Raw genomic sequence first — 12,466 nt, forward strand, 5'->3', positions numbered from 1 at the left:
CCTCATGCCCCGCATAGAGAAAAACAGTGCTGGCGGTGTCGCGCCATCGCCGTTGCATCCAGCTTTGTTCAGCGTCGCCATCCTTCCGGCCTGACCGTCTTCTATTGCCATTCCTGCGAGGCGGAGAAATCCGACGCCATGGAGGCCCGCAAGTGAGCGCTCTTGTCCTGATCTGCACCGCCCTCCTGATGTCCGACGGCGATAGTGGGCGATGCGTCACAGCAGACGGCGAGCGCCATCGTGTGCGCCTTGCTGGCATCGACGCGGGCGAAGTCGCGCCGTACACGCGCTGCCGTCAAAGGCCAAACGTATGGGCCTGTTCAACCCCTGCCCGCTCCACGGCTGTGCAAGCTACCGACCGCGCCCGCCAGCTTGCCGTCAATGGTGCCCGCTGCACGGTCCAGAACCGAGACAGGTATCAGCGTAACGTCGCCACCTGCACGATCAATGGCCGCGACCTCGGCGCGATACTGGTCAGTGAAGGGCTCGCTATATCGGAAACGAACTTCGGTGATCCGTACCGTGCAGAGGAGAACGCAGCGCGGGATCATGGCAGGGGGATTTGGCAATGAGCAGGTCCAACAACGCCGCCCCGGGCCATCACCGCTACATCCCCGATAGCTGGCCTGCCCTCCTCAGCAAGGATCAGCTACGCGCCTATGTCGGCGGCATGAGCGAGGAGACGCTTTCGAAGGTCTGCCCCGTCGCACCGGTGGATCTAGGCGCGAACCTGCTGCGCTATCCCCGCCATCTGGTTGATGCGTGGATTGCCGAACTGAAACCGCGCGTCGGTGGCTTCAAGCGCCTGCCGCATCAGCCGACCGAACTACCAGACGAGCCGCCAATCGTCGCCAATGACCATGCTGCCCAAGCACTTGAGCGCGTCCGTTCGCGCGCCAAAGGAAGCCAGCGTTGACCGATAAAGGCTCGATTAAGGTTAAGTACGTCCAGAGGCAGAAAGCAGCCGATGGCAGCGACCTGCTGTATTTCCGAAAGGGCGGCTACCGAGAAGGGCCCCTCAGGTCGGCGTTTGGAACTCAGGCCCTACAGGATGAAGTGACGGCCATCGTTGAGCGGATCAACAGCATCGAGCTGGCCAGTTCGACACCGCGCGCCGGCACCGTCGGCGGTATGCTCAAGGCCTATGCCAAATCAAGTGACTTCCTCGGTCTCGCCGCCAGAACTCGAGCCGGTTATCAGGACTACATTGACGAGCAGATCGAGGACATTGGCGATGTCCTGCTGAGCTCAGTCACTCGGTCTTGGATCATGGGCCTGCGCGATGCCTGGGCCATTCGGGGGCACAACTCTGCAAACAAGCGCATGCAGGTACTGAAGAACGCTCTGAAGCCTGCCATCCTTGATGAAACAGATAGTCGAATCAGCGGCGATCCCTTCCACAAAATCCCGAAGGTGAAGCGACCGCACGAGGTCAAGGAAGCGAACCCCCGCTGGGAAGACCACGAAGTCATTGCCGGTATTGAAGACGCCATTGAGCGCGGAACGCCGGGCTTGGCCCGTGCCATAGCTCTTGGCCGATATGGAGGGTTTCGCCGCGGCACGATCTGCAATCTGCCACTTCACGCCAGAACAGTCGCGATCAATGACCAGGGCGAGCAAGAACGCCGTCTCTACTGGCTGACCGAAAAGCGCATTGTTCTGGCCGACAAGCGCGAGGATGCGCGTCTCACCGAGGTTATTGAGCGTACGCCCAATCGAGCCTTGACCGTGGCTTACAATGCCGACGGCGCGCCTTGGAAGGAACGCCAGCTGAATCAAGCCGTCGAGCGGTTGATGGATCGCCTCGCCAAGAATGGAAAAGTTCGCGCCGCTGTCGATGCTGAGGGCAATGTCTACTGCCCGCTCACGCTCCATGGGCTTCGACACGCTCGAGGCGTCGAGCTGGCTTTAGCAGGCGCTTCTGACAGCGAAATCATGTCGCAGCTGGAGCAGGCCTCGGAGGCCGCGGCTAAGATCTATCGGCGGCAAGCTAATCGCAGAAGAATGGCGGATGCGGCTCAAGACAAGATCGATAATGTGGTGTCTCTCAAGGCCAAGAAACGCGCCCAAGAGCCTTAAATCGGCTTTTGTATACGGGAGTGTATATGGACTGTATATGAGAGCCAACCGCTCAGAGAAACGAGCGGCATTCAGACGATTTTCTCTAAGGAAAACATCTTCACGAGAGTGGTACGCCCCCTCGGGCTCGAACCGAGGACCCTCTGATTAAAAGTCAGATGCTCTAACCAACTGAGCTAGGGGCGCATCCGCACTCTCGTGAAGAGGCGCGGAACATAGAAAGGGTTCTGATTCCGGGCAAGCCCAAAAATACGCAAATCATCATAAATTTTCGGGACTAAGAGATTTCCGTGTTCGCTGTCAGAAGTTCATAATCAGTTCATGCCACACTGGACAGATGGGCGGACATTGCGGGGAACCTCCTCCCGTTCGCCTGCGTTCGTCACACAACAGTCGACATGGATCTATGCGCAAACATCCCTTCTCCCCCGCTTCGCTGACGGTCGCTGCCCTAGTTGCGGCCGGTCTCACGCTGACCGCTTGCGATAACCCGCAACCTCAGCCGTCATATGAAGACACCTATGTCGAGGACGTAGCGCCGCAAGAGGCTGTACCTGCCGAAGAACAGGCGGCTCCCGCTGTTGCCGAAGCTCCGGTGGTCGATACCGTCCCCGTAGAAACCGTTCCTCCGGATGTCCGCAGCTCCGAAGAGTCTGTCCAGCCGGATAGTGAAACCCTGTTTTACTAAGGTTTACGAGGCGATCTGAAAGGTCGCCTTGAGTGCTTCGTTAATCGCCGTAGTCACCGATGACTACGGCTACAGACGTATAAGAAGGTTCGGATTGCGCACTCGTCTCGGTTTTTATCTGTGCAGCGTGGCGGCGTGTGCCGTGCTGGGCGCTGCTGCCAGTCCTGCCTTCGCCGACGAAAAGCGGGCCACCTTTGTGGCCGCGCCCGACACCACCATTCCACGTGATCTGGAAGCCAAGCTGGAACAAGCGATCGGGCGTGTTGAACAAGCGCCCCGCTCTGCCGGCGAGCAGCGCCGCAACGAGCGCCGCGCCGTCCAGTTGGCCGAAGATATTCTGCGCACCGAAGGCTATTACGGCGCTACGGTTGAGGCCCGTCCCGCCTCGCGCGAAACCGATCGATATACGGTCGAGCTGATCATCAATCCGGGGCCGCAGTTTGTGGTCCGCGATGCGGGCATTGAATGGGTCGCGCCGCGCCAGACCACCTTTACGCCGCGCGCCGCCACCGAGACCACCAACGATACCCCGACAATCGTGGTCGCCAATGCCGATACGGGCCAGATTGGCGACTCTCTCGCGGTTTCGGGTAATACGACACTGAAACCCGTACGCGGGGCACCTCCCGTGCATCCCACGGAAGACATCGTAGCCTTGGCCAATGAGGCCATTGACCTGCCCGATGGTGCCCCCGGCCGTGCCCCTGACGTGATCGCCGCAGAGGCGCGGGTCATCTCGGTGCTTCAGCGCAACGGATTTGCCGACGCCCGCCCCGACCCCCGATACGTCGAGGTTGTTCACCCCGAATACGAGGGCGACCCCAATCCGGCAGCCAATACCCTGCGTCCCCGTTTCAACATCATGGCGCGCGACGTCGTTTATCTAAACGACCAGATCACCCTGAACCCCACGCGCCGTACCCCCTCGACCACCGCCGATCAGGCCGAGGCCGAAGAGCGGGACGCTCCCACCCGCACACGGGAAGACTGGGTGCAGCAGTTGGTCACGTGGGAACGCGGCGAGATTTTTACGCCGGACGCCCTCACCGAGCTTGAACGTCTCCTGACCGAAACCGGAGTGTTCGATGCGGCTTCGGTCTCGCTGCAACCGCTGTTTCAGGCCAATCAGGACGATGACGAACTGCGCGATGTCTACGTCTATCTGAGCGACCGTCCGCATAAGCTGTTGGAAGCGGGTGCCTCTTACGCAACCAAAGACGGCTTCGGTCTGGATATTTTCCGAACCCATTTCAACCGCTTCGGTCGCGCCGACACCCTGCGCTATGGCCTACGGCTTGCCGATATCGACAGCCGGATCGGCGGCGAGTGGACCCGCCCGCATTTCCGTCGCCCCGGCCGCACCCTTCGCGTCGCCGGCTGGGCCGTCAGTGAAATGACCGACGCCTACGACCGTCAGGCCGCTGTATTCGAAGCGGATATGACCCAGCGCTGGGGCAAGACCTCCTTCTTCAGCTACGGCGTGGGTCTGGACGGCGGTCGCTATAAGGAAACGCGTTTCGACCCTGACACCATGCAGGCTCTCACGCTTGACCGTAATCTGGTGCTGTTCACCCTGCGAGGCGGTGCCTTTATCGACCGTGCCAATGATCCACTGAACGCCACGCGCGGTTGGCGTGCGCGTCTGTCGGTGCAGCCGACGGCGGTGACCGGCGAGGACAATGTCTTCTTCCTGCGCTCGGTCGGTGAGGCCAGCACCTACTACCCTATCGGAGAGCGCGAGCGCACCGTCTTGGCCGGTCGCGTCAAGATCGGCTCCATCGTCGGTGGCGATGAGCTGACCGTGCCGTCGGATCGCCTGATGTATTCGGGCGGCGGGGGCTCGGTGCGTGGTTATTCGTATCAGAGCATCAACCCGCGCCTGCCCGACAACACGCCGCGCGGGGGCCTTAGCCAGTTCGAGACCTCGCTGGAAGTGCGTCAGGACATCGGCGAGAAGTTTCAGGCCGTGGCCTTTCTCGACGGCGGTGCCATCGGCTTTCAGGAAACGCCGAACTTGAGCAATATGCGCTATGGCGCAGGTGTCGGCGTCCGCTACAAACTGCCGTTCGGCCCTGTGCGTGCCGACGTAGCCTTTCCGCTGAACAAGCGCGAAGGTGACTCAAGCTTTCAACTCTACATCAGCATCGGCCAGTCGTTTTGACCGAAACGCCCTCTCAAGAGCCTGAAACCGAAGGCACCACGCCGACAGAGACCCTGTCCAAGTCCAAAACACGCGAGAAGCGCAAACGCTCGCGTCTAAAAACGATCGCCATCGTCTCGGGGATCGGCATCGGGACGCTGATCGGCCTCGGGATCGTGGCCGTGGTGGGCGGGCGCTACTATCTGGTGTCGGATGCAGGGCGCGAACTGATCACTACCTTTGTGGCCGGCAAAAAGATCGGTCGTTACGGCGAGATCAATGTCGAGGGCCTGAGCGGCGATCTGTTCGACGACTTTACCTTGGATCGCGTCACGGTGTCGGACGTGGATGGCGTGTGGCTGGAAGCTACCAATGTCCGCGTGGACTGGTCCTATCTGCCGCTCGTTTTCCGTCGTTTCCATGCCGACGAAATCACCGCCGACCAAATCCGCCTGATCCGCCGTCCCGTGCTGGAGCCGCCGACCGAGCCCGGCGGTCCGCAGGCGTTGGGCATTGTGATCGACAAATTTGCAGCCAATGTCGAACTGCTGGAGGACTTCTCCAAAGAGTACGGACGTTGGGCCTTGTCGGGCGATGCCAACATCCCCCGCGCGGGTAATAAGACGGCGAATGTCGATGCCCGAAGCCTCAGCCGTACTGGCGACTTCCTGAAACTGGCGGCGACCTTCGGCGAAGACCCCCAGGATCTGCGTTTGAACCTTCAAGCCGAGGAAGCCAGCGGCGGACCGCTGGCGGGCGCGCTCGGCTATTCGCCCGATCAGCCGTTTTCGGCCAAGGCTCTTGTAGACGGCAGAACCGTCGACATGGTCATGCGCACCGGCAGCTTCACGCCGCTGCATGTCAAAGGCCAGTTCTCCGACAATGGTTCGCGCCTGTCGGGCTATATGGACTTCTCGGGTTCCGACCTATTTGTGCCGTTCATCGAACGCTTTGGCCGTACCGCACGCCTTGGCTTCGCTGCGGTGCCCCAACGGGGCCGCGAAGGCGTTCAGGGCGTGGCGTGGCGTCTGTTTGCCGACAACATCCAGTCTTCAGCCGTCGGCTACGTGAGGACCAAGGACGGGGCCTTCGCCGAAGACATCAAGCTGGACGTCGCTACGCCCTCCCTCACCCGTTTGGCCGGAACCCCGCTGGGCGATGCCGCCCGCTATCAGGGCGTTTTCAACGGGGATGGCAAAACCTTCGAGCTCAAGGGTGCGATCAACGCCTCCAACGTACAGCTGAGCGACTATCGCATGGCCCGGTTGACGGGCCCGCTGAACCTGTCGGCCAATAAGGGCGAATACAGCCTGTCGGGCGAGCTCACTGCGGCCAATGCTTCGCGACAGGGCGTTCTGGGCGGGCTGCTGGGCGCGGCCCCGCGTGTGAAGCTATCCGCCTCGCGTCTGGCCGATGGGGCCATTCTTGTCCGCAATATAGACCTGGGCGGTTCGGCTTTGACCCTGACCGGTTCGGGCCGCCGTAACCTGCTGGGTGGTCTCAGTTTCAATGGTGATGTGAACCTCAGCAATGTCGCGGCGCTCAGCCCGCAAGCCAGCGGCAGCTTCGGCGGCAATATCCGCGCTGGCACACAGCGCTCGGGTGCACCGTGGACCCTCAGCTTCAACGGTCAGGGCCGCCGCCTGAAAACCGGCATGGAAGAGATGGATCGCCTGTTGGGCGAACGTCCGCGCCTCGCTCTGGCCGGCAGCATGAACAAGGGCGTGATCTCCATCACCCAGGGCCAGCTTAACGGCGATGCCGGACAGGCCGATGTGATTGGGCAGGTGCAAGGCGACAAGCTGCGTCTGCGCCTGAACTGGGATGCCAACGGGCCCTTCGGTGTCGGGCCTCTGGCCATCGACGGCAAAATGACCGGAGACGGCTCTCTGGTCGGTACGATCAATCAACCGGAACTGGCTCTGAACGCCGACTTCGATCGCGTCAATCTGGGTCAGGTCGTCCTGGGCCAGACCAATCTCAAGCTGAACTTCAACAAGCGTACCGCTGGATCGGACGGCGATGTCATCATCACCTCGTCCTCGCGGGGGCAGCCTTTGCTGGCACGGGCCAACTTCCGCCTGGCCGATCAGCTGATCGCGCTCAGCGGCGTGGACATCAACGGCGGCGGCATTACCGCCAAAGGCGATATCGCCCTTTCGCAGTCTGTACCGTCCAGCGCCAATCTGACCTTCGATGCCCGTCCGGGCGTGTTTGTCGAGCGCGGCACACTGAACGGCCGTATCCTGCTCAGCGAAGGTGGCCAAAATGCCCGCGCTGACGTTCAGGTGGACGGTCGCAACTTCCGCATGCGCGGCACCAATGTGCTGGTGGAGCGTCTGGCTCTGCGCGGTCAAGGCACGCTCCAGCGTCTCCCGATGGCAGCCGACGTGCAGATCGGCGGCGAAAACCCGTTCAGCTATCGCGGCCCGCTGGTCTATGAAAAACAGAACGATGGCCACCGCCTATCCATGGGTCAGGCCGGTGGAGAGGCCCGCGGCCGCGTTCGCGATATCGCCTTCACCGTGAATCCAAACACCTTTGTTCAGACGGGCGGCAACGGCCTGATGGCGAATGTGGATGTGGGCTTGGGCTCTGGCACGCTACGCGCCAATCTGTCGCCTGCTGGACCGCGCCGCCGTGACGGCAGCACCGTGTGGAACCTGACGTCCAATCTGGACGACGTGCCGGTCAACGCCTTTAGCCGCGATCACGAAGGCACACTGTCTGGCACCGTCAATGTCAGCCAGATCGGTGCCGCCAATCTCAACGGCCGCGGCGACATCACGCTTACCGGCGCACGGCTGGCCAACTCGCGCAACGACGCTCTGAATGCCCGCATCAATGCGGTTCTGGACGCCAACAGCCTGCGTCTTCAGGCCAATGCCACAAACACGGCGACCGGCGGTGATAGCGGCCTTCGCGCCAACGCCAATGTGTCCCTGCCCATAGACTATGATCCCCAGCCGCTGCGTTTGGCATTGGACGGCAACGGGCCTCTGTCCGGCAACATCGCCATCAACGGCAATATCAAGCCGCTGTATGATCTGGTGGATGGTGTGGACCGCACGGTCGAAGGTCAGATCGACACCAACATCACCCTTGGCGGGCGTCTGAATGAACGTCGCTTCTCGGGTCCGATCCGCGTCTCCAACGGACGCGTCGATGACCACGGCATCGGGTTGAAGCTGCGTAATCTGAATGGCGAAGCCCAACTGACGAATGACGACATCACCATCTCGCGCCTGACCGCAGCGGATGCCCGCAACGGCCAGATCGAAGCCAGCGGCCGTCTGCGTTTCCGCGCGCAGGGGCCCGGCAATATGGGCGAACTTCAGGTCAAGCTACGTGATTTCCGCGTGGCCGATACCGATGAGGTGAAGATCACGACTTCGGGCGATCTGCGCGCCATTCACACCGGCCGTTTTGTCCGTCTGGACGGCACGCTGAACGTCAACGAGGCGACGATCGAGCCTGTCTTCCCCGGCAATACAGGCATTGTGCGTATGCCCGTGACGGAGATTAACCGACCGGGCGCAATCGAAACCACCACCGACACCGGCGCGTCGAACTCGATACCGATCATCCTGAACGTCAAGGTGGTCGCACCCGAGGTCAATGTGCGCGGCGATGGCATCGACATGCAGTTGGAAGCCAATGCCGATGTGGCCGGTTCGATCAACAATCCGCGCCTCAACGGATCGGCAGAGGTGGTGCGCGGCACCTACGAGTTTGCGGGCAAACGCTTCACCTTTGATCCGGGCGGTCGCGTCACCCTCGATACCGACCCGCGCCGCATCCAGTTGAACCTAACCGCGCGCCGCGAAGACCCGACCATCACGGCCATCATTCGCGCCACCGGTTCGGCGGCCGAGCCGCGGATCGTCCTCAGCTCCGAGCCGGAACTGCCGCAGGATGAAGTGCTGGCCCGCGTGCTGTTCGGTCGTTCCATCTCGCAGCTGTCTCCGATCGAGGCGGCGCAGCTGGCATCAGCTGTGGCTTCGCTGGCTGGCGGTGGCGGCTTCGACATTCTGGGCAATCTGCGCCAGCTGTCGGGTCTGGACAGCCTGTCGTTCAGCGGCGATGGCGCAAACCTGATGGTGGCCGGTGGCCGTCGCCTGACCGATGACATCTATCTGGAGGTTATCGGCGGCGGTGAATCCGGCACGGCGGTCAATGTGGAGTGGCAGGTCCGCCGCAACATCGCCGTCAGCGCCCGCGCCGGAGGCGACGGCAATGCCGTCATCTCTGTCCGCTGGCGCAAGGTCAGCGATCGCTAAACAAAAAGGCCGGGCACAGCGCCCGGCCTTTTTTCTTGGTGCGTTCGGTCAGACGATCAAAGGATTTCCAAAACGCTTTCTAGCGGGCGGCCAATACGGGCCCCCTTGTCGGTTTCCACGATAGGGCGCTCGACCAGCACCGGATTGGCGATCATGGCGGCGCGGATTTCATCATCCGACGCCCCGCGCTCGATCAAGGCCTTGGCCTCTTCCTCGCGCTTGCGCAGCAGGCCGATGAAACCCACGCCCGTAGCCTTGGCCAAACGGTTCAGGGTCTCGGCGTCCCAGCCCGCCTTCAGATACTCGACCACCTCGGCGTCGATGCCTTTGTCCTGCAACAGATCGACCGCCTTGCGAGAGGTCGAGCATTTGGGGTTGTGATAAAGGGTCACACTCACGGTTTTTACTCCCTAGTGGGGCGCGTCGCCCCTTAAGTGATTTCAGGCCGGAAAGTCGGCGCGCTGCATGTGAATCGCGCCGCGCAAGCCCCCGATATGCAGCACGGCGCATACCAGCATGCCACCTGCCGTCAGGGCCGCTGCCCAGTTGGGCAGCCCCCCCATGGCCATCGGCATACCGACCATCAAGCCGACCATGAGCGACGACACCTCATACAGGCTCCACGCCAGCCCGAACACCGGCATGATGCGGTTGGGCTTGCGCCACTGGACCAAGGCCGCCACGCCCGCGATCAGGGCCTGAAACACGGCAAAGCCTGTAGTGCCGCCACGGTATTCTTCCGGCTCCGAGCCAAAGCCGTACCAGATCAAGCCCGCCTGCATCAGCAGGATCAGGCCCCACAGCCCAAAGCCCGCCACGCTATAGCCTGCCATTACGCGGGCCTGAGTGCGCGATTCGACAGCGGCAAAGGGGTTCGGGCGACGGTTCATGCTCAACTCCGGCGATTTGGCGGCAAAACCTATCGGCAATGTCGGCCGATTCCCATTGCCTGCGATAGAAACCGCCGGTCCTTCACCTTTGTTCGCGGGACGGCTAGGTTGTATGGATGAAGATCGATCCCGCCGACCAAATCGTTCTCGATCACGTCGCCCAGCATGGCGATGCACTGGTACAACGGGCGGTAGACTGGGCCAATATTAACTCCGGAAGCCGCCATTCCGGGGGACTGATGCAGGTGCTGGACGCGCTGGAAGCCGCGTTCCGCCCCCTGCCCGCGATAGTAGAGCGCGTCGAGACCGGCACCTCGACCACGGTACGCGCCGATGGCACCGTCAACACCGACACCTTTGCCCCTGCCCTGCGCATCACCTGCCGCCCCGACGCCCCGATCCAGATCGTCACCACCGGCCACTATGACACAGTGTTTGATGCCGCCAGCCCGTTCCAGACCGTACGCGCCCGGGACGACGGGGCGCTGAACGGCCCCGGCATCGCCGATATGAAGGGCGGCATCAGCGTGATGCTCGGCGCGCTGGAAGCGTTTGAACACCACCCCGACAAAGACCGCGTGGGCTGGACCGCCCTGCTCAGCCCTGACGAAGAGATCGGCTCGCCCGGTTCTGCGCCGCTTCTGGCTGAACTGGGGGCCAAGGGCCACATCGGCCTGACCTATGAACCCGCATTGCCCGACGGCACGCTGGCGGGAGAGCGTAAGGGCAGCGGCAACTATCATCTGATCGTACGCGGCAAGTCGGCCCACGCGGGCCGCGCCTTCCACGAAGGGGCCAATGCCATCGCTGCTGCCGCGATCATCGCCGCCAAACTGCATGCCCTCAATGGTCAACGCGCGGGCGTGACGGTCAATGTGTCCAAGATCGACGGCGGCTCGCCACTGAATGTGGTGGCCGACAATGCCGTGGTGCGATTCAATGTTCGCGTGCCTGATGCTCAGTCGGCCTCATGGGTGGTGGATGCGATCAAGGACATCACCTCGGCCCCGCCTATCGAAGGCATTTCGCTAGACTTGCACGGCGGCATGACCCGTGCGCCCAAGCCGATGGATGCCAGCCAGACGGCGCTGTTCGGGGCCGTCAAGTCTGCGGGCGACCTGCTGGGCCAACGCATCGCTTGGCAGTCTTCCGGCGGCGTGTGCGAGGGCAATAATCTGCACGCGGCGGGCCTGCCCAATGTCGATACGCTGGGCGTGATCGGCGGCGATATCCATTCTGATCAGGAATACGCCTGGCCCGACAGCTTCGTCGAACGTGCCAAGCTGTCCGCTCTTATTCTGTGCAAGATCGCCTCGGGCGAGATCGATGCGCACAAGCTGAAACAACTCCGTCTGGAGACAATGTAATCCATGTTGATTGTACGCCCCGCTGGCCCTGCCGATCTGGACCATCTGCTGGAGCTGGCCATTCTGTCAGGGCCCGGTTTCACCAGCCTGCCCGAAGATCCGGACGTGCTGAGCGAGCGTCTGGAGCTAAGCCAGCAATCGTTCCGGGGCGAAATCCCGTGGGAGGAAGCGTGGTACACCCTGATGCTGGAAGACGGCGACACGGGCGACATCGACGGCGTTGGCTCGGTCAAGGCCACCGTGGGATTGAAGCGTCCTTTCTTCTCCTTCCGTCTGGTGAACAATATCGTCCAGTCGCCGTCGCTGGACGTTCGCCTGAACCATCAGACGCTGGTGCTGGTCAACGAATGTGCGGGCTGGACCGAGGTCGGCTCACTGTTCCTCAAGGCCGACCGCCGTCGCGGCGGCGCCGGCCGCCTGTTGGCCCAGTCGCGCTATATGCTGATCGGAGCCCAGCCCGACCTGTTCGCAGACACGGTGCTGGCCGAGCTGCGCGGCGTGTTCACGCCTGACGGAGCCTGCCCTTTCTGGGATCATGTGGCGCACAAATTCTTCCCGATGGAATTTGACGACGCCGACCGCATGACCGGCTCGACAGACAAACAGTTCATTCTCGATCTGGCACCGCGCCACCCGATCTATGTGGAACTGCTGCCAGAGCCTGCCCGCGCGGTGATCGGCAAGGTCCACCCGCAGGGCGTGCCCGCCATGGCGCTGCTGGAATCCGAAGGCTTCCGCCCCAATGGTCTGGTGGACATCTTCGATGCCGGCCCCACCGTGACCTGTGGCCGCGACAACATTCGCACCGTGCGCGACGCCCGCGTCCTGACCGTGGAAATCGGCAGCGAGATCAAGGCCGAACTGCCCGCCCTGATCTCGACGGACAGCGTGTCCAACTTCCGCGCCGTTCGCGCCAAGGCCGACATCCACGACGACAAGGTCATGATTTCGCCAGAGGCCGCGCGCGCACTGCGCGTCAAGGCGGGCGACGTTATCCGCGTCAAAGTCTGATCCCCCAAATC

General features: G+C 62.3%; 10 protein-coding genes and 1 tRNA gene. 8 read left to right on the forward strand and 3 right to left on the reverse strand.

All coding sequences use genetic code 11. The features are described 5' to 3' along the window. Positions 1-188 precede the first annotated feature (188 nt). From B3B04_RS14625 to B3B04_RS00455, 3 genes are read left to right on the forward strand one after another with little or no spacing between them, the layout of a single operon-like run. Positions 189-572, forward strand: a complete 384-nt coding sequence (locus B3B04_RS14625; protein ID WP_409516061.1) for a thermonuclease family protein — start codon at positions 189-191, stop codon at positions 570-572. Then, positions 569-916 carry a hypothetical protein gene (locus tag B3B04_RS00450; RefSeq protein WP_292038663.1) on the forward strand — a complete coding sequence of 116 codons (348 nt, stop codon included), beginning with the start codon at positions 569-571 and terminating at the stop codon, positions 914-916. The genes B3B04_RS14625 and B3B04_RS00450 overlap by 4 nt, the downstream gene beginning before the upstream one ends. Further along, positions 913-2,079 (forward strand): site-specific integrase, encoded by a 1,167-nt coding sequence (locus B3B04_RS00455; protein WP_292038666.1) that lies wholly within the window; start codon positions 913-915, stop codon positions 2,077-2,079. Before B3B04_RS00450 ends, B3B04_RS00455 begins: the two co-directional genes overlap by 4 nt. Positions 2,080-2,188: 109 nt before the next feature. Here B3B04_RS00455 and B3B04_RS00460 read toward each other — a convergent pair. Then, positions 2,189-2,265: transfer RNA gene (locus B3B04_RS00460), tRNA-Lys, on the reverse strand. A gap of 220 nt (positions 2,266-2,485) precedes the next feature. Here B3B04_RS00460 and B3B04_RS00465 point away from each other — a divergent pair. The 3 genes from B3B04_RS00465 to B3B04_RS00475 all read left to right on the forward strand — a co-directional run bounded on the left by B3B04_RS00465 (position 2,486) and on the right by B3B04_RS00475 (position 9,187). Continuing rightward, positions 2,486-2,767 carry a hypothetical protein gene (locus B3B04_RS00465; protein ID WP_292038669.1) on the forward strand — a complete coding sequence of 94 codons (282 nt, stop codon included), beginning with the start codon at positions 2,486-2,488 and terminating at the stop codon, positions 2,765-2,767. A 94-nt stretch (positions 2,768-2,861) separates the two neighbouring features. Further along, entirely contained in the window at positions 2,862-4,928 is a 2,067-nt protein-coding gene (locus B3B04_RS00470) for an autotransporter assembly complex protein TamA (RefSeq protein WP_292038672.1), read from the forward strand. Further along, positions 4,925-9,187 (forward strand): translocation/assembly module TamB domain-containing protein, encoded by a 4,263-nt coding sequence (locus B3B04_RS00475; protein ID WP_292038674.1) that lies wholly within the window; start codon positions 4,925-4,927, stop codon positions 9,185-9,187. Before B3B04_RS00470 ends, B3B04_RS00475 begins: the two co-directional genes overlap by 4 nt. Positions 9,188-9,243: 56 nt before the next feature. On the opposite strand, the gene arsC is transcribed toward B3B04_RS00475, so the two are convergent. After that, positions 9,244-9,585 (reverse strand): arsenate reductase (glutaredoxin), encoded by a 342-nt coding sequence (gene arsC, locus B3B04_RS00480; protein WP_292038678.1) that lies wholly within the window; start codon positions 9,583-9,585, stop codon positions 9,244-9,246. 42 nt (positions 9,586-9,627) lie between these two features. Next, complete coding sequence (locus tag B3B04_RS00485) at positions 9,628-10,077, reverse strand: hypothetical protein (protein ID WP_292038682.1); 450 nt, start codon at positions 10,075-10,077, stop codon at positions 9,628-9,630. Positions 10,078-10,193: 116 nt separating this feature from the next. Here B3B04_RS00485 and B3B04_RS00490 point away from each other — a divergent pair, with 116 nt between their 5' ends. Next, a complete protein-coding gene (locus B3B04_RS00490) occupies positions 10,194-11,444 on the forward strand; it encodes a hydrolase (protein ID WP_292038684.1) in 1,251 nt (416 codons plus the stop codon). 3 nt (positions 11,445-11,447) lie between these two features. Beyond that, positions 11,448-12,455 (forward strand): arginine N-succinyltransferase, encoded by a 1,008-nt coding sequence (locus B3B04_RS00495; protein ID WP_292038686.1) that lies wholly within the window; start codon positions 11,448-11,450, stop codon positions 12,453-12,455. Positions 12,456-12,466 lie beyond the last annotated feature (11 nt).

Origin of the sequence: Brevundimonas sp. UBA5713 (assembly GCF_002419815.1) — a bacterium.
In the GTDB taxonomy this organism is placed as follows: Bacteria; Pseudomonadota; Alphaproteobacteria; order Caulobacterales; family Caulobacteraceae; genus Brevundimonas.

Bases quoted from the DNA above. Each gene is read 5' to 3' on its own strand.
- B3B04_RS14625 (WP_409516061.1), top strand. From the start codon at position 189: ATGTCCGACGGCGATAGTGGGCGATGCGTCACAGCAGACGGCGAGCGC.
- B3B04_RS00450 (WP_292038663.1), top strand. From the start codon at position 569: ATGAGCAGGTCCAACAACGCCGCCCCGGGCCATCACCGCTACATCCCC.
- B3B04_RS00465 (WP_292038669.1), top strand. From the start codon at position 2,486: ATGCGCAAACATCCCTTCTCCCCCGCTTCGCTGACGGTCGCTGCCCTA.
- B3B04_RS00485 (WP_292038682.1), bottom strand. From the start codon at position 10,077: ATGAACCGTCGCCCGAACCCCTTTGCCGCTGTCGAATCGCGCACTCAG.
- B3B04_RS00490 (WP_292038684.1), top strand. From the start codon at position 10,194: ATGAAGATCGATCCCGCCGACCAAATCGTTCTCGATCACGTCGCCCAG.
- B3B04_RS00495 (WP_292038686.1), top strand. From the start codon at position 11,448: ATGTTGATTGTACGCCCCGCTGGCCCTGCCGATCTGGACCATCTGCTG.